Raw genomic sequence first — 18,434 nt, forward strand, 5'->3', positions numbered from 1 at the left:
AACGTGATTTTCCCCAATAAAAATAATTTATTATCTTTAATAGTCAAATATGTTACCGTTAAAGGAGAATTGCCTGTATTGGCTTCAGCAATACCAAATACCCCTAGTTTAGAATAGAACATTTCTCTACTGGAATATCCATTATCACTAACATTATTTTTATAAGTATATAATTGGTTATCAACTTTAATAGTTAATAATTGATATCCTATATAATCTATTGGTTCGGTTTTAGAATATGGACAATATTGATTTTTTAAATTCATATGACTGCCAGAAAAAGTGGTTATATTTACTTCCTCAAATGAGTCTTCATCACATTTTGTTGTATTAGCAAATGCAAAATTCACTAATGTAACTATCCCCTAAAATAGTACAGCAAAAAAGTAGAAAATTCTCTATGATAAAAGTAAAAGAGGATTTAATTATGAAAAAAATGACTGAACATCAAATCGTCGCTATTTTAAAAGAAGCTGAAGCAGGTATTCCTGTCAAGGAACTCTGCCGTAAATATGGCATGGGGAATTCAACTTTCTATAAATGGCGAGAAAAATACGGCGGAATGGAAACGTCGGATATCAAACGCTTAAAAGAGCTGGAGGCTGAAAACCGTAAGCTTAAACAGATGTTTGCCGAACTGAGCTTAAAATCCCAGCTTCAGGAAGAAATTATAAAAAAGCTTTAGTGCCCACAAAGGCACGTAAAACGTGGGCACAGCAACTAAAATAAAATCATTCAGTTACTATTACTATGAGTTGTGCCATTGTTGGCTTAAGCCGTTGTGCTGACTATTATCAACCTAAGTTACAGGATGATTCGGTGATTGTTTCGGTATTGAATGCTATCACAGACCGGCATTTACGCTGGGGCTTTCCTAAATGCTTTAATCGTATCAGAAAGCTCGGCTATAAATGGAATCATAAGCGTGTTTATCGGGTGTATTGTGAGTTAAAACTTAATATTAGGGCTAAACGTAAAAAACGTATCCCCCAACGAACACCAGAAAAGCTATTGGTTCCTAATAAACAAGGTGAATGTTGGTCAATGGATTTTATGAGTGATAGTAGCTGTAATCAACGTCGCTTTAGGACATTCAATGTCATCGATGACTTTAATCGTGAGGCGTTAGGTATTGATATTGCAGTAAGCTTACCGGCAGGGAGAGTTACCCGTTACTTAGATAAACTGGCTGAATATCATGGCTATCCATTAAAAATATTACATATCTGGTTCATAATGAACATATCTCAGACACTCACCTTTAGAACAACCAAATACTATTTGTTTGATGTTTTTTCCATAAAAAAATCCTAGACCACCCAAATTAATACTATATTTTTTATTTATTCCATTAATTAATAATTCACCTTTTATTTCACACGGATAGATATCAAACGAATTTATTTGAGCTGAATTGATATCTTTTTCAGCAGTAGCGAAAAAATGTATTATCTCTTTTTTATCTAATTTCCATTTATTACATAAATCTTTAAGATAGTCACTATTATCTACTTCTAATACCTTTTTTATCGACAATACTTTAATTACATCACGATTATTGGCATTAGTAACAGCTGGGATCAATGTTCCAATTGTCAGCAGGAGGATAAAGATTTTTACCTTCTCCACTTGTTTTATAAGCAATGCATTGATGTTGATACAAGTCTTATCATTTAAATTAAACTCCTTTTGTAAAAAAATAACTAAATTTCTAATTGATTTCAATTGTTGCGATGTTGAGCCATCCCATTCCTTCGTTATTTTTTCATCATTCCACGCACGGATCTTCGCCAAAATATTAGAAATAGTCCAGTTCTATCATTTTTTAGTATCCAAATACTCTTTTACTTTTATCATAGAGAACTTTCTTCTTTTTGGCTGTATATTAGGAGGGAGTTAAATTTTATAAGCAGATTATTGTTTATCAATCAATTCCACTTATATTGTTTATAATTTGTTTCGTTTATCTTTTTAAAAATGCCTGAAGTACTCATTTGATATGTAAATCTTTTAGATTTTGCTTCACCCTTTCTAAAACCTTTACCGTTATTATCAATTAAATCATAATCAAGTAAATATTGCTCATTTTTACTAATTAAAATCGTCCCATTTTGTTGAATTGTAAAATCATTAAAGTATAACACTTCACCTTCTACATTTACTCGTTCATCTAGAACGATTACGTCAATAATGTTTCCATGATGATCATAACTATTTAGTTGAAAAACAAATACTGGCATATCATTATCAGTATAATTTATAAAAAATATACCTTTATATAAAATATTTTTGTAACTAAAATAAATAGCAGGATAATAGGAATCACTTCTACCAAATTTTGCTAATTTTCGCAAAATGCGGCATTCTTTATCAGAAAACCTAACTGATACTTTTTGATTTGGAGATATACGCAATTCTTCAGTTTTATCCTCCCAATAATAATATTTTGTTACGTCATTCGATGAATAAGGCAAACTTATTTTTTGATAATAATGTAGATCATTTTGTACATTATTACCCATTGCAAGATTAATATGACACAGTATGATAAAATATATAACTACAGGATAGATTAGGTTCTTCATTTTTTACGCTCCTTAATTTTATCCATATCATAAAACTGTACATGCAAATGATGATTATGGTGTGCAGTCTCTTTTGTTATATGGTTAGGAAATTTTTTAATTTTGTTTAAGGTATAACTCCAACCAAGCATATCTGTCCAACCAAATTTATACAAAGCATCATTCCACTGATTTTGACGTTCAACATCAAATAATTCAGGATGTAGATCAATATGAAGGCTTGTCCCATCTCCTTTTGCCAAAACTTCATCAATTCTTAAATATTTAAAATCACCATGATAACCATTATAATGGCTCTTACTGATCCCTGAACCACCAGTGATAGTACTAAACCCATTGCAACTAATATCAACAAAATTAACTTCTAGCATTGCGCCAAAAAAACTTGCTAAAGTATCACGATTCATGAAAAATCGTTTTTGACTACTATCTACATTAAAACAGTACTTCAGACCATGTTGTGAATATTTTTGACGAACTTCTCTTAAATCAATAAGATGAATGAATTTTGTAAGACCATATCTTTGGTGAGGGTAAAAAATATTTGTTACTTCAACATAATCATATATTCCTAATTGATGTACATGACTATTTTTATCATGATAGACATATTTATATTTTTTTTCATAACCTTTTAATGTCTTTACTGGTATATGCCTTTCAATTTTTCCGTCATGATAAATATGATAAGTAACAATTCCTACTCTAGTGAAATAATCCATCATCGCCACCGGATGAATAAACCACGCCTTGCCATCAGCGCTAAGCGTGGCTGGTGGGGTGGTATCTGCAGGGGGAGTTGTGGTATCCGTTGTCTCGCCATTTTCTGGGGGCGTGTCATTTTGTTGGTTTAGCTTGGCTAAGCCTTTAGCAACATCATCCCACCATAACATCTTTTTTATCTTCTCTTTGGTCTTTTCCCAAGCTGTTACTTGTTTTTCTAATGCTGCCATTTTGGCATAAGATTCAAACTGCGCTTTAGTCAACTTTTCCGATGGTGATTGTTGATAATCAGCAGGAAAACGGCTTATTTCTCGTCTTCGTGTTTCAAACCCTTTCGCTTCAGGGGAGTCCTTTGCTTTACCTACACGGCTTAAATATGCATCTAATTTTGCTTCGTCACCCGTTTGTAAATACGCTAATATATTTTTAGCATTTTCCGTCATCTCACTGTTTAACGCTTCCCATTTCGGCAATTTACCTTCAGCATCAATTTCACTATACCATTCGCTTTCGTAATTGACTAATAAGCGACTTAATGCCGTAAATAACATCGGTTTATCTGCAATACCTTTAAAACTCGCTTCTTTTATACTGGTATATCTATTGGTTTCAACAGGGTGTTGCTTATCAAGGATGGATAACGTTTCTTTTATTGTTGGTTTATATTGCGATAATGCATGGTTGTCTTTATTGCGTTTTAACGATTTGTCTGCGTCAAGGTAGATTTCTTTTAATGTGGACGTTTCTTTTATCTGCATAAAATCAAACCAATCCCAACAACAGACCCGCTTAGCACCTTCTCCATTCACTAACACCCAACCACTTCTTTTTCGGTTTTTATCATCAAGTACATCGACTTTTAACCACACGTTATCTTGTGCATCTATTGCTCGATTGTCGCTTAGTGATAACTTTGCATCATTCATCTCGACCTGTAATGCCGTGCCCACAATTAGTGTACTACTGGGTATATTACTCGCTTGTAAAGGATGCTTAGTCCAAGCAACCGTGTTTTCGGCTAAAGACAACTCCCCATTGGGTTTGGCTACTTTGGCAATAGCCGCTTCATTTTTTATCCATAATGTCTTTATCTCAGTTTCTGATGACTGAATTTCAATTTGTAACCAGACAACCTTAATGTCTTGACTTAGTAAGTTTAGGGATAATCATAAATTACTTCGCTCTGGTAGCAAATCCGCTTCGCGTAACCGAACATCAAGGCGATTCATTGTTTTCACATCCTCAATATTTTTAAAAAATGGAAAGTGATCGAGCGATACAATGACAGTGCCAACTTGTTTATCATTTTGATTAATAGGAATAATTTTATGCGCTTCTGGATAATCCTTTGCATTTAGTGGTGCTGGAATGTAAATAATTAGTGAGGTACCGATTCGTTTAGGAAATATAGCTTCAACTCTTTCCATCAAATCAATTTCAATATAGCTATCTGTAAATACGTTAGCCAATTTTGTCACAAAGGTTGTGATTTGCTTTAACAGCTGTAAATCTTCAAATTTAGTGAAAAAAAAGTCAATTTCAGAACTAATCAGAGCATCATCAAAAAATGACTTATCAACATTATAAGTGATAACCTGCCCGATACTTGTCGGTTCACCATCAATAAAAAAAATCTGCGTATCATTGTTCTTTTCAATTTTTTGGTAGGCTAAAGCAAGCTTTTTCATCCCAAAATCAGTAAAACCCTCAGGGCAGTAGACTAACTCTTCTGGTTTCGCTCTTATGGTGTTTTTAGATAGGTACCAACGCATGTTTGAATCAAAACTATCTTGATAAGCCTTTAGGGCATTTTCCAAACGTTGATAAAAATCAGTAAATGTGAGTGTTGTTGTTTTTGGTAAATAAAGTATGATACTAAACTGAATATCGTCTGATTCAATGTATTTAGTCATATTAATCTCCTTATGTTAATTACGGTAATGGAACCCAAATTGCACTGATTGAAGGGTAGGAAGCCTTGTTTAACATCTTCAAAAAAGCATTATAGGCAAGGGGGGTCATAAAAACCCAACAGCAGTGAGCATATGGATGAGCAGAACAAATTTTATCATGTTTTTCGGCTTGTCTTTTGAATCCCTTTATTTTTTGCTTACCCAATCGTTTTAATTCTGGCTGACCTGTCTTGTTATTAACTTGTGTCCTGCTAAACATCAAGGAATCATAATTGGCTTTCATTTCAAGCAACAAACAAAATTGTTCCAGCCAACCATCGAAATCAGCTTTTCCTGCAGGGCCTTCATAAAGCCATTCTTTGATTTCTACCGACATTTTACCCGTTTTCGGATTTTCTGTACGCGCCCAAGATTCGCCAGTAAACGCACACTGGTAATCAGCCGACAGATCGCTCATATTACGGCGAAACATTTTTTTCGTAATAAATGATGAAATAGAGCAGTTACACCGTTGGCTTTTTTCAAGCTGATCTTCTTTTATTCTAACCATTTTTTCAGCGATTGTGGCTTTAATCAATTCTTTTTCATGATTAGTTAAGACTCTTATATTATAATATTTAGCCATCTCAATATCATGTTGTATCTCTTTAATTTCTTTTTCACAATTATCAATAAGGGTTAATAACTGTGTTTCTGTTAACGCTGGACTAATTGGTTCGCCTCGTCTTAACCTCTCAAGTTTTTTCTTATAAGTATTAATATGATATGTTTGTATTAGTTCGATCTCTTTTTCTAATTCTGCTATTGCCTCTGGTGTATCGGGCTCTATATCATCTTCTCCAGTCATATCAATTATTTCATTATCTTCTAAAGCTTTATTTGTTACTGATTCTATCGCTTTAAATATAGCCATATAAATCATAGGGTCTTGATATACAGGGTAGATATGATGATGTGTTTTTTTGGGTTCCAAAATAGGCGTAGCGCTTATTTCATAACCTGGAGGATAATCCGATGTTTCTTTGCTAGTCTGATAAGCGATTATAGAAGCTCCCATTATCGCTATTATTTCTTCAATCAGAATAAGTATCGGCATGATTGTTGTTCCTTAAAGTAAACCTTTTTGCTTTTTCTCTACAATAATAAGCAAATCTTCATATTGTTGTTCTGGAATATGATCCTTTTTTTCAATCCAATCTTTAATTATTGGATTATTCTTATAACCCGGCGTTACGGCTTCCCCGTATAAAAATGCCTCAATAAGTGCTTTTTTAGTAAAACCTAGTGCAATAAGGTAGTTATAAGTTTCTTTTAATCGCTCAAATAGATCATTAATATCTTCATTCGGTAAAGTTAAACGTTTATCATTTTTGATCTTATGCGTTACTTGCCAAAGGTACTCTTCATCTTCTTGTTGATATATTGCATCCATTTGTTCTTGAGAAAATTGCATTATAATTTACCTCTTATTAGTGAATAGTAATAATTATTATGAAAATAGAGCCAGTCATTGATATTTAATGTAAATAGTTTAAATTGTTTAGGTGTGAGCACATTTTGTAACTTGTTTAAGACACGTGGATCATAATAACGTAATAATGCATTACGTTTATTAGGTAATTGTAAATGTAATTGGTTTTCTAGTTGGTTAAATAAATAATCTAAGCTAAGAATTGAAATTAACCACATAACCGATGGATACGTTTTTTCAAGCTGCAATAGTGAATTTTGTACATTTTTATCAACTTGCATAATATCGATAAGCCAAGGCCCTGCAAAAGCGACCTCTTTATTGTTTGGACGGATAAAAAGTGGTAATGTATTTTTATCTTGAATAATTTCATTTTGAAATAAGCGTTCATATTCTAGCCCATCGACTAATACATAAAGTGAGAGTTTATATCTGGATTGCTTTTGTTGTTCCAAAAATGTTCGATAAGAAATATGTTGGTTTAACATTATTCATCTCCTAATATCACTAGCATTTGCGCTTTTTCTGCAGCTCGTATCAAACATGGTAAACAAATTTTTTCATTAACCTCTGAAGTAACTTTGGGTAATGTCAAAGAAGTAATTGATTTTGTTGCCACCCCCATCTTCTGGAAGACATTACACTTAAGATAGATGTTATCCTGTGTACCCAGTTCAATGCCTTCACTGCTGATTTTGATATAAGAGCCACCACAAATAAGCGTGAGGTTGTCTTTGGCAGTAATGGTCACCTTGCCATCCACACTATCCACTTTAATATTTTGCTTGGTCGCCATATTGAGGTTAGCATTTTGGGCTTGCACTTCAATATCGCCTTGGTTAGCAAACAGTTTCATGCCCGATTTTTGCGCAAATAAGCCAATCGCTTCAGCCGATGAGAGGGTGACGTTGTTTAAAGCGTTGATATCAGTTTGATGTTCGCTGGTTAAGGTGAGGCTGCTAGCTGTTGTCAGTTGGATGTTTTCAGGACTAGTTAGGGCCATGCCTTCTTGCGCATAGGCCAGTAGGCCACTTTGGGTTAGCTGAGTTAAGTTGGCTTTAAGTTGCGCTTGGCTGTCGGTATCGGCGCTGTGCGCCTCGGACTGGGTGGTGGCATTTTGTAGGGCTTTGGCAATGGAGAGGGCATTTTCAAGTTGGCTTATTGCCGCTTGCATATCGAGCTGTTTGCCTTGCGCTTTCGGCTGGGTTTGCGTGGTTAGGTATAAGCCTTTGTTGGCGGCAATGGCGCCCCATTCATCAGTGCGCAGTTCAAAGCCTTCACCGCGGGGTTGTTTTTTTTCGTTAACTAAGTGACCAATGTTAAGTTGAGTTTTGCCGTATTTGGTGGCCAGTTTAATATGCTCTTGCCCGCGTTTATCATCCATGCGCAGTTTGTTATTAGCCGGCGTGCGAATCACATTGCGGTGTTTGTTAATGGTGGTGACAAGGTCAGGGTGAACACTGTCATGCATGGCATGGGCGATATACGGCCGGTCAGGATTGCCCTGCATAAAGGCGATAGCCACTTCGGTGCCATCAATTAACGGAAAGTGAAAGCCATAGGTGTTACCCGCATACGGTTTGGCTAAGCGTACCCATAAGCTTTCGGTGCCACTTTTCCATTGTTTCAGGTCAACATTAAATTTAACTCGATAGCGTCCTTGGGTATCAATATAGCCATAAGTGTCATTGTCGGGACTGGTGACCCTTGCCGGTAAAGTACCACTGACTTGTGGCCAGCGTATAGGCGTAGGGCGATAGGGTTTTAAGGCTTGATAGGGCATGGCGGTAAAGGTAAGTGCATAAGCATCACTGCGGTTACCCTGCCCTTGTACACTTAATATGATGATACCGTCATTAATCTCCGCCAGCGGACTGCCGTTGAGGTTAATCCATTGACCGGGAGCAAGATTATAGCGGTTACTCTTGCCTTTGAGGATAATTTGCTGGCTAATCGCCTGTTCATGGCGAATACGTGCATACCACTGACCGCTTTCAATCTGATTATCGTCATGCGTATTATTCTCATTAGAATTATTGCCGTTATCACGATTATCATCACCACGAGTTTGTGGATTTTCCTGTCCGTTGCTATCTAAGCCTTGATAGTGCTCGGCATAGCGGTAGTCGCAGCCATAGGTGGTCAGGTCTTTGGGTTGGGTGTTAACTTCCCCCTGTAAATCGGCGAGGGCATCACGGTAGTGATAGTCTTGTACCTTGACTGAGGAGACCACCACTTCACTGTGCAGGCTGATATCCCAAACACTTTCCACACCCCTATCGAGCGTGCCAGAGGGGGGCTTATCGTCAATATTAGCCACCTGCGCATAGCCTTGCTCATAATCACTTAACACCATTACATCACAGTGGTGCTCGGCGTGGGTTTCAAAGCGAAACCAGATACCCACATCGGCCAATAAGCGTTGAATAAATTCAAGGTCACTCTCTTGCCACTGCGTGATAAACTCCCGCTCAGGGTAGCTCTCTTTTAACTCTAAACGGTAATCAATGCCCGTTAAACCATGACTGCGCAGCACTTCTTCAACTACACTCACCACGCTTTGCTGTTGAAATATGGCACTATGTTGCCCAATAGCCAGCCGTGCTAAACACGAGGATAACACCACCTGATAATGGGCTTCCTCTTTATTGACGGATAACTGGCTAAATTCGGTAATCACTCCATGTAAGGTGCGCTTATCATTCACCGACGGTAAGTCACTTAACGATGAGATTGTTGACATTACGCTTTGATACGGTTGATGGATAACAGGATTAAAAGAGAATGTGGCTTTTTGATTAAGCACTGAATCAATGGATAACGCTTTGTCAGAGCTGGTAAAAGTAATCACATAACGCCAAGGCTGGTTTAACGACTCATTACCGTCAACATGCCAAACCGAAATCGGCGAGCGCAGCCCCTCAACAGTTAAGCTATAGCGATTATGGCTAACGCCCCCTAAACCCGTCACTAATCCGTCCCCAAATTCACCGATTAAGGGATTAAGCGTGTTGTCCATATTGTTTTCCTATTTTCCCTAAAATCTCTATATTTTATTGTTAATGAGGTGATTGGCTTATCGTTATTTATAGTATTGTTTTAAGCATAAACGATAATGGAAACAGAGTATAAACCATTTTAACGCAACGTTAACCTTTTTAATCAATACTTTTGCTTAATATCAATAATATCTGTTAACTAAACGAGTATCTGGTAGCTGCTTAACGCCTTTATTTAAAAAGCGGTTTAGGCAACGCCATACTTTATTAAGTATGTTTTTTAACCTGTTAAATGAAAAATAAATTTATGCTGAAGCGGTATAGATTTCTGGATATGTTAACTAGAAATTAATCTATTTTTGAACCAATAAAATAGGGGGATAACCCTCATATAAATGAAAAATTCACTCAACCTGCCAGCCCAGAAACAAAAGAAAAAGCAGGAAGAGTAATACGACCCTTAATGTTGATATGGCTTCATTCAAAAATATTTAGCGGTTCAAAAGATAGAAAAATAAAGATTAACTAATTGATTAATATAATATGGCAAACCACATAAAGCGATTTCAGGTAAACTCCCATATGCGTTTTTAGTGGGTTATTTTAATCTAGACATATAAACAATCCGGCTTTCCCTTACAATTTATTTAAGTTCATATGCTAGATGATCGGAGCTGAAATTTAGCATCAATTTTTATCGCTTTTTCCCATAGTTAACGGTTAACATTGCTCTAGGAATAAAGCGTTGTTATTTTTTATTTTTAGCGGAATTATATTATAACTACAATCTTTATGCCTTTTTATTTTAATATTTATAACAACATTAAGACGCACAATGCGTCTTAATTAAAAATGTTAACAATAAATATTGTTATTTGACTGTTTTTTCACTACGTGATAAACCAATAATCCCTGAGCGTACAGTTTCGACAATATTACAAGTTTCGCGAATTGAAGCTAAAAATGAGTCTAGTTTTTCACTCGTACCTGATAATTGTACGATGTAATGTGTCGCAGTCACATCAACAATCGATCCCCTAAATATATCGGCACAACGTTTTACTTCGTCACGCGCATCCGAACCTTTTGCGGCAACTTTTACCAACATGATTTCACGCTCCACATGCGGTCCTTCGGTTAAATCGTGCACGCGATAAACATTAACCAATTTATGCAACTGTTTTTGGATCTGTTCAAGCACATGTTCATCGCCGGTAGTTTGAATTGTCATGCGGTGCATAGTCGGATCTTCGGTTTGTGCAGTAGTTATCGTTTCGATATTAAAGCCGCGCTGTGAAAACAAACCAATAATTCGTGATAATGCGCCGGGTTCGTTTTCGGTTAAAATTGATAATATATAACGCATTAGGTTCTCTCCGTTTTACTAAGCCACATTTCGTTCATTGCGCCTCCTCGCACTTGCATTGGGTACACATGTTCAGTTGCATCGGTCATGACATCAACAAAAACCAAACGATTTTTAATGGCTAATGCTTGTTTCAGTTTTGATTCAAGTTCTTCACGCTTGGTTATAACTATTCCAACATGGCCATAAGCTTCTGCAATTTTGGCAAAATCAGGTAAAGATTCCATATAAGAGCTAGAATGCCGACCAGCATAAATCATATCTTGCCACTGCTTAACCATGCCTAAAAAACGGTTATTTAAATTTAGCACCAGTACAGGTAAACCATATTGCAATGCGGTTGATAACTCTTGAATATTCATTTGAATACTGCCATCGCCAGTTATGCACACAACGGTTTTTTTAGGAAATGCCAATTTAACCCCAAGCGCTGCTGGTAAGCCAAACCCCATGGTGCCAAGTCCACCCGAGGTAATAAAGTGGCGCGGTTTGTCAAATGGGTAATAAAGTGCCGTGAACATTTGATGTTGCCCCACATCGGTTGCCACAAAGGCATCCCCTTTGGTCAATTTGTATAATACTTCGATTGCTTCTTGTGGTTTGATGCTTTGCCCTTCATGGTTATAAGCTAAGCAATGACGTGCTCGCCAGTGTTCGATCTGTTTCCACCAATCGATCTGCGCATCGAGATCACGTTCGGCAGTGGATTCATCTAACATTGACAACAGGGTTTCAAGAACAACTTTGGCATCGCCCACCACTGGAATTGAAGCCACAACAGTTTTAGAAATCGAAGTTGGATCGATATCCACATGAATGATTTTGGCTTTTGGGCAATATTTTTCAACATTGTTGGTGGTTCGATCATCAAATCGGACACCGATTGCAAAAATCACATCAGCATTATGCATAGCCATATTGGCTTCATAAACCCCATGCATACCAATCATGCCAAGGTAATGTTTATCGGTCCCCGGAAAGGCGCTAATGCCCATTAACGTTGAAGCAACTGGTATATTGAGTTTTTCTGCAAGTGTTTTAATTTCGCTACTAGCATCAGCTGCAATAGCTCCACCACCTATAAACAGCACCGGTTTTTTAGCGGATAGTAGCGTGGTTAAGGCTTTTTTGATCTGTTTTTTATGACCTTGAATAGTTGGATTATAAGAACGCATGAAAACAGAATTTGGGTAGTGATAATTATATTTGTTCGCAGGATTGACAATATCTTTTGGCAAATCAATCACCACTGGTCCCGGCCTACCGGTCGAGGCGATATAAAACGCTTTTTTGATGGTATCTGGAATATCTTTACTGTTTTTAACTAAAAAACTGTGTTTAACAATTGGACGAGAAATTCCGATCATATCACATTCTTGGAATGCATCGTTACCAATGAGATTACTGGCAACTTGTCCAGACAATATAACCAGTGGTACCGAGTCCATATAAGCTGTTGCAATGCCGGTAATCGTGTTGGTCGCTCCAGGGCCTGAAGTTACTAAAACTACACCAACATCGCCTGTTGCTCTGGCGTAACCATCAGCCATATGTACGGCAGCCTGTTCATGACGAACTAAAATATGCTCAATGCCGCCTAATGTGTGAATGGCATCATAAATATCAAGAACACTACCACCTGGATAACCAAATATCTGTTTTACTCCTTGGTCAATCAAAGATTGAATCACCATTTCTGCGCCTGACAGTTTTGCCATGGTTGTTGCCTCCAATGTAACTAATTAGTCATTTAGTGATTCATTTTGCATCAACTGATAAATAAAATCAATTAAAGTCAATTAGCTAAGCGCATTACTTAAAAAATTGTTCATCAACAAAAATAATTTTTAGAATATTATGAATAATATCTGTAATCTATCAATTTTATTTAAATATTGCTAATTGATTTTATTGTTATTTTTTTATTTTTTATATAAACTCAGAAGTTAAGTATTTCTAGCCATAATGGTGCTAGGATTCTTCATTACCCAAAGGTACAAATATGAGCAATATTTCTTCTAAACCAACCTCTCTTGCTGACTGGCAATTAGTTAAAGTCTCTGGCGACGATAACCGTGTTTTTCTGCAAGGTCAAATAACCAACGACATTAACCGACTTTCAGAACAATCCACGCTCTATGCCGCTCATTGTGACAATAAAGGCAGAATGTGGAGCACTTTATTATTATTTCAACGCGGTAACGATATTTACTATATCGAGCGTAAAAGTGTTGTAAAAAAACAGATTGCCGAACTCGAAAAATACGCTGTTTTTTCTAAAGTGACTATCGAACCAGTCCAAGATTTAAATATTATCGGTTTGGTCGGTGATGCAATTCCTGCGACAGTTACTGCAAAATTAAGTGATACAAGCTGTTTTACTGAAAATAATATCACCTATATCAAAGTACCTTTACCAGAAATGCGCGTTATTATGGTCACACCAGAACCTATTCCGGAGGATTTAAATCCATGTAGTGAGTGGTTGAAACTTGATTTGCAAGCAGGTTATCCTATTATTGATGATAACAACATGGCAATTTTATTACCACAAGCCTGCAATTTACAATCTTATGATGCAATCAGCTTTGAAAAAGGCTGTTACTGTGGTCAAGAAATGGTCGCTAGAGCACAATTTCGTGGTGCTAACACTCGCGGAATGTATGTAATAAAAGGTACCAGTGACGTCCTTCCTAAAATTGGTAGTACGCTTGAATACAAACTTGCCGGTGGTTGGCGAGAAGGTGGACTTGTATTAGCCGCAGCAAAACTGGATGAAAAAAATGGTGTTTGTGTCCAAGTCGTACTTAATAATGGAATTGATCTAAACACCCCATTTAGAGTTTTTGGAAACGATAACAGCCGAATGACGTTTTAATTCTTTTTGAACTATAAGCTGGAATAAAATAATGTTTATTCCAGCCGACTTTGTGTCTATCGTTTTAAGTTAGTTAGCAAGTTCTTGGTTAACAATTTCAACAAAATAACTTACGCCTGTAGTTAACACTTCATCATTGAAGTTAAAGGCTGGGTTATGTAAGTTGGCACCGCTACCTGCGCCTAACCAAACGTATACACCCGGTATTTTTTGCAGCATAAAAGCAAAATCTTCTGATCCCATTGAAGGAAGAGGATCAATAATTACGTTATCTTGCCCGACGATTTTTTTAGCCGCAGTGATAGCAATATCGGCTTGTTTAGCGTAATTAATCGTCGCAGGGTAGCGGCGTTGATAATCCACTTCAGCCTTGGCTTCAAATGTTGTAGCAATACCTGTTGCTATTTGTTTAATGCGACTTTCAGCCATATCTTGCACTTGGGCGCTAAATGTTCTAACCGTGCCTCGAATCACCGCTTCTTGCGGTAATACATTCCAAGTATCACCGCTGTGAATTTGCGTTACGCTAACGACCAACGAACTTAAAGGATCAGCATTACGACTGACAATGCTTTGTAAACCATTAACGATTTGTGTGGCAGTTAGTATCGTATCTTTGCCCAAATGAGGAGCAGCTGCATGAGCGCCAACACCCGTTATTTTAATTTCAAAAACATCATACGAAGCCATCATAGGTCCATGGTTAATATAAAAGTGATTTAATTCCATATTAGGCTGATTATGAATGCCATACACCGCTTCAATTGGAAATCGTTCAAATAAACCATTTTCAACCATAACGCGTGCCCCGCCCTCATTTTCTTCAGCCGGTTGAAAAATAACCACAACAGTGCCCGCAAAATCACGGTTTTCGCTCAAATACTTAGCCGTGCCGAGCAACATAGCAGTATGTCCATCATGCCCACATGCATGCATTTTACCATGCATGGTTGAGCAATAATCGATATTATTTTCTTCGATAATATCTAATGCATCAAATCAGCCCTAAGCGCAATCCATCGCCCTTCTTGATTACCTTTAATAATGCCAACAACGCCCGTTGGTGCAAAATCAGTATATAACTCGGTAATACCAAATGATTGCAGTTTTTCGATGATAAATTTGGTGGTGTTAACTTCTTCGAAAGCGGTTTCGGGATGAGCATGAATATGATGGCGCCACGCGATCATTTCACTTTTTAGTTGATTAATACTACTTGATATCATAAATGATTCCTTAATTAGTGACTGACTTACAGCATAACACACTGATTTAGCTAGCACTATAACGCGATTTTCACTTTTATAAAAATAACTATTTTTACTATGGATATCAATTTTGGTTATATATTGCATATATTGAACAAAATAATTACGTTAAGCACTTTTAACACATTATTGATTAACAAACATTGACTGAAACACAAGATTTTCTGTAGTTTTTTAACAACAATTGTTAGTACAATAATAGATCGTATAACCCGATATTAATAAAAAAGGACCAAAAGGAATGATTTTTGTAATGTTTTGATTAAGCGCATATCGCAAAAAAAGATAACATATAATCCCGAGTAACGAAGCAAAAAACAATAACAAGGGTAATAATGTATAAGGTAGCCAAGCTCCCAATGCGGCCAGTAATTTAATATCCCCGCCACCTAACCCCTCTTTTTTAAATATTAAATAAAATAAAGTGGCAGGTAGTTTTAATAATAAATATCCCCAGAAAATACCTAGCAAAACATCGGTTAATTCAATGTTTGTTATCTTAAAATAGGCGAGCATAATACCTACCCACATCAATGGTTGCGTAAACATATCAGGTAATAAATAGTATTTAAAATCAATAAAAGCCAAAAGCAAAAAATAGCAGCCAAGAAGCATTAAGATGTAACTTTGAATATGCATGCCTTTATCAAAATAGATAATAGCAAATAAACCAGCGACGAATAATTCAACACTAACATAGTGTAACGAAATCTTGGCATTGCAGTTATAACAACGACTTTTTAAGATAAACCAAGAAACAACTGGCAACAATTGCCAAAATTTGAGTTTATTATGACAATGTGGACAAGCGGATCGCTGAATGCTAATACAACATAAGTACTGAAATGTGGACATTGATGGCAAATACCGACAATAAGCAACATAAACAAAACTACCCATGCAAAGCCCCAAACAGATGATTATAAACATTAGCATTAGTGAATCACCTCGCCCATTTGAAAAATAGGTAAATACATCGCCACAATTAAACTGCCAATAATCAAGGCTAACACTAGCATTAATAATGGTTCAAAAGCTTGCGATAAATTATCAGTTAAGGTCTGATTTTGTTCTTGATAATAGATGGCTAGTTTATCAAGCATTAAATCTAACGTGCCCGACTGTTCACCCACATGAATTAATTGCGAACATAAATTAGGAAAGTGTAATTGTTGATGCAGTACATGACTAAATGAATGGCCTTGCTCAATACCAGCAATAATTTGTGAAATACTATCACGATAAAGACTGTAATAAGTAGTATTACCGGCTGCGACTAAACCTGTTAATAACGGTATTCCTGCTTTTTGGGTAATTGCAATGGTTTGAAAAATTTGGGTTAGGCAACTGGTTTGAATCACTTTACCCATAAAGGGAATTTTAATTACTATCACTTCAATCTCACGACGGTAGCGCACTTTAAAATAGCGTTGATAACCAAAATAGCTGATAAAAAATACCGTGCACCAAATTAACCAACTTTGTTGTAAATAGTTAGAAAATTCGATAACCGATTTTGTGAAAGCCGGCAACTCGGCATCGAAATCCTGATAAATATCCGAAAATTTTGGCAAAACAAATAACAACATCACTAAACTAACAAGCATCGCTACAGATAATAAAAACAGCGGATAACGCATCGCTTTTCTTAGATTTTTTTGTAAATTAATTGATTTTTCAAGTAATAACCCTAACTGCGAAAAACTTTCATCAAGTTGCCCTGTTAGCTCTCCAGTTGCAATAATCTCGCAATACAACGCAGAAAACACCGAGTGATGTTGCTGTAATACTTGAGATAAAAACTCACCTTTAGCAATTTGCTGTTTAATATCAAGTAGCAGATATTGCCAGTGCGGTTTAGTTTGTTCTTGGGCAAGCAACTGTAATGTATCAATGATGGATAACCCCGCCTTTAACATGGTCGCTAATTGTTTAGTAATAATCAGCAGATCGGCACGATTAAAACTGTGTGCGGTAATAATATTGCCTGCTTTAATTTTAATGGCGATTTTACCTTGCAACAATAACTGCCGTTTAACAGCTTGTGACGATTTAGCGATGATTTTGTGCTGGTTAAAATCTAAATCATACCAATAATAAAGCCTTTTCATTACGTATCACCTAATACACGGTTTAATTCAGCTAGTGTTGTCATGCCCTGTTTAACTAATTTTTGCCCAGCCATTTTTAACGAAGTCATATTCGCCGGCAAAACAACTTGATTAGCTAATATTTGCTTTTGCATGTCAGGCGTAATGACTAAAAGTTCGTATAATCCAACCCGTCCTTTATATCCACCAATACACCTTAGACAGCCCGACGCCACATAATGTGGCACTTGTTCGTTGTCTAACTTAATCTGTTCTCTTGCCACCACCTTGCAGTGAGGACACAATTTCCGTACTAGCCGCTGGGCAATGACTAATTTTAAACTTGATGAAAGTAGATAATTTTCAATACCCATTTGATTTAAGCGAGTTATTGCCTCGACACTTGAATTAGTATGCAAAGTTGATAGAACTAAATGCCCTGTCTGCGCAGCTTGAATAGCAATTTCGGCAGTTTCACGATCGCGAATTTCACCTATCATCATCACATCGGGATCTTGTCGTAATAAGGCTCGTAATACAATCGCAAAAGTCAAACCAGCTTTAAGGTTGATAGCGGTTTGATTAATGCCATCAAGGGGAATTTCAATAGGGTCTTCAACACTACAAATATTACGTTCGGTTTTATTTAACCGTTTTAATCCGCTATATAATGTGATTGTCTTACCACTGCCAGTGGGTCCGGTAACTAAAATCAATCCTTGAGGATAGTCCAAAATTTGCTTGAATGTTAAAAGGTCAGCGTCAGTTAAACCCAAATCATTTATTGTTAGTTCTGATTCATGATTATCCATTACTCTTAAGACAATTTTTTCACCATTCATTACGGGTAAAGTTGCCATACGCATTGTGTAACGGTCAATAACCAATTGCCCATCTTGTGGCAATCGATGCTCAGCAATATTTAACTTGGACATAATTTTTAATCGGGCTGTTATCTGTTTGGCCAGTGCAAGCGGTGGCGATAACATATCATGCAAAACCCCATCAATACGCATGCGAATACGGTAACTGTGTTGATAAGGTTCAAAATGAATATCTGAAGCGCGCTTATTTAATGCTTCAAGCAGCAATTTATCAATACTTTCAATTAACTGTTCTTCTTGCATAATAACGCTTCCTT

19 protein-coding genes are annotated in these 18,434 nt (G+C 36.6%); 3 read left to right on the forward strand and 16 right to left on the reverse strand.

Features of this window, described 5'->3' with window-relative positions:
- The coding region (locus A9G22_RS02220) for a hypothetical protein (protein ID WP_141669948.1) at positions 1-350 on the reverse strand (350 nt) is incomplete at its 3' end.
- A gap of 77 nt (positions 351-427) precedes the next feature.
- On the opposite strand from A9G22_RS02220, the gene A9G22_RS02225 reads away from it, so the two are divergent.
- Positions 428-685, forward strand: coding sequence for a transposase (locus tag A9G22_RS02225; RefSeq protein ID WP_034909955.1), 258 nt, complete (start codon positions 428-430; stop codon positions 683-685).
- A 65-nt stretch (positions 686-750) separates the two neighbouring features.
- Positions 751-1,314: an IS3 family transposase gene (locus A9G22_RS11225; RefSeq protein ID WP_141669950.1), complete on the forward strand. Its 564-nt coding sequence runs from the start codon at positions 751-753 to the stop codon at positions 1,312-1,314.
- Here the strand turns inward: A9G22_RS11225 and A9G22_RS02230 are convergent.
- The 10 genes from A9G22_RS02230 to ilvI form a co-directional block, all read right to left on the reverse strand.
- Entirely contained in the window at positions 1,219-1,794 is a 576-nt protein-coding gene (locus tag A9G22_RS02230; RefSeq protein WP_065579623.1) for a hypothetical protein, read from the reverse strand. The genes A9G22_RS11225 and A9G22_RS02230 overlap by 96 nt on opposite strands.
- Before the next feature lie 134 nt (positions 1,795-1,928).
- Positions 1,929-2,585: a hypothetical protein gene (locus tag A9G22_RS02235; protein ID WP_065579622.1), complete on the reverse strand. Its 657-nt coding sequence runs from the start codon at positions 2,583-2,585 to the stop codon at positions 1,929-1,931.
- Positions 2,582-4,336: a hypothetical protein gene (locus A9G22_RS02240; protein ID WP_075508275.1), complete on the reverse strand. Its 1,755-nt coding sequence runs from the start codon at positions 4,334-4,336 to the stop codon at positions 2,582-2,584. The genes A9G22_RS02235 and A9G22_RS02240 overlap by 4 nt, the downstream gene beginning before the upstream one ends.
- Before the next feature lie 138 nt (positions 4,337-4,474).
- The gene (locus A9G22_RS02245) at positions 4,475-5,221 is read right to left on the reverse strand and encodes an Imm52 family immunity protein (protein WP_075508276.1); all 747 of its coding nucleotides are present in this window, start codon (positions 5,219-5,221) and stop codon (positions 4,475-4,477) included.
- Positions 5,222-5,240: 19 nt separating this feature from the next.
- Positions 5,241-6,317, reverse strand: coding sequence for a Tox-REase-5 domain-containing protein (locus A9G22_RS02250; RefSeq protein WP_075508277.1), 1,077 nt, complete (start codon positions 6,315-6,317; stop codon positions 5,241-5,243).
- A 12-nt stretch (positions 6,318-6,329) separates the two neighbouring features.
- Positions 6,330-6,674 (reverse strand): hypothetical protein, encoded by a 345-nt coding sequence (locus tag A9G22_RS02255; RefSeq protein WP_075508278.1) that lies wholly within the window; start codon positions 6,672-6,674, stop codon positions 6,330-6,332.
- Positions 6,674-7,180, reverse strand: coding sequence for a DUF4123 domain-containing protein (locus tag A9G22_RS02260; protein ID WP_075508279.1), 507 nt, complete (start codon positions 7,178-7,180; stop codon positions 6,674-6,676). The genes A9G22_RS02255 and A9G22_RS02260 overlap by 1 nt, the downstream gene beginning before the upstream one ends.
- Positions 7,180-9,711 (reverse strand): type VI secretion system Vgr family protein, encoded by a 2,532-nt coding sequence (locus A9G22_RS02265; RefSeq protein WP_075508280.1) that lies wholly within the window; start codon positions 9,709-9,711, stop codon positions 7,180-7,182. Before A9G22_RS02265 ends, A9G22_RS02260 begins: the two co-directional genes overlap by 1 nt.
- 851 nt (positions 9,712-10,562) lie before the next feature.
- The gene (gene ilvN / locus A9G22_RS02270) at positions 10,563-11,057 is read right to left on the reverse strand and encodes an acetolactate synthase small subunit (protein ID WP_065586122.1); all 495 of its coding nucleotides are present in this window, start codon (positions 11,055-11,057) and stop codon (positions 10,563-10,565) included.
- Entirely contained in the window at positions 11,057-12,775 is a 1,719-nt protein-coding gene (gene ilvI / locus A9G22_RS02275; RefSeq protein WP_065586121.1) for an acetolactate synthase 3 large subunit, read from the reverse strand. The genes ilvN and ilvI overlap by 1 nt, the downstream gene beginning before the upstream one ends.
- A 284-nt stretch (positions 12,776-13,059) precedes the next feature.
- On the opposite strand from ilvI, the gene ygfZ reads away from it, so the two are divergent.
- Complete coding sequence (gene ygfZ / locus A9G22_RS02280; RefSeq protein ID WP_075508281.1) at positions 13,060-13,935, forward strand: tRNA-modifying protein YgfZ; 876 nt, start codon at positions 13,060-13,062, stop codon at positions 13,933-13,935.
- A 69-nt stretch (positions 13,936-14,004) separates the two neighbouring features.
- Here ygfZ and A9G22_RS02285 read toward each other — a convergent pair whose 3' ends face one another.
- The 5 genes from A9G22_RS02285 to A9G22_RS02300 all read right to left on the reverse strand — a co-directional run bounded on the left by A9G22_RS02285 (position 14,005) and on the right by A9G22_RS02300 (position 18,420).
- Positions 14,005-14,883 (reverse strand): amidohydrolase, encoded by an 879-nt coding sequence (locus A9G22_RS02285; protein WP_218058719.1) that lies wholly within the window; start codon positions 14,881-14,883, stop codon positions 14,005-14,007.
- Positions 14,884-14,921: 38 nt separating this feature from the next.
- Positions 14,922-15,161, reverse strand: a complete 240-nt coding sequence (locus A9G22_RS11510) for a hypothetical protein (protein WP_218058720.1) — start codon at positions 15,159-15,161, stop codon at positions 14,922-14,924.
- Between the two features lie 216 nt (positions 15,162-15,377).
- On the reverse strand, positions 15,378-16,139 hold the full coding sequence (locus A9G22_RS02290) for a prepilin peptidase (RefSeq protein WP_075508282.1): 762 nt from the start codon (positions 16,137-16,139) through the stop codon (positions 15,378-15,380).
- Positions 16,139-17,314 (reverse strand): type II secretion system F family protein, encoded by a 1,176-nt coding sequence (locus A9G22_RS02295; RefSeq protein ID WP_075508283.1) that lies wholly within the window; start codon positions 17,312-17,314, stop codon positions 16,139-16,141. Before A9G22_RS02295 ends, A9G22_RS02290 begins: the two co-directional genes overlap by 1 nt.
- On the reverse strand, positions 17,314-18,420 hold the full coding sequence (locus A9G22_RS02300; protein WP_075508284.1) for an ATPase, T2SS/T4P/T4SS family: 1,107 nt from the start codon (positions 18,418-18,420) through the stop codon (positions 17,314-17,316). The genes A9G22_RS02295 and A9G22_RS02300 overlap by 1 nt, the downstream gene beginning before the upstream one ends.
- Between the last annotated feature and the right edge of the window lie 14 nt (positions 18,421-18,434).

It is taken from the genome of Gilliamella sp. App2-1 (assembly GCF_001690255.1).
Classification (GTDB): Bacteria; Pseudomonadota; Gammaproteobacteria; order Enterobacterales; family Orbaceae; genus Gilliamella; species Gilliamella apicola_G.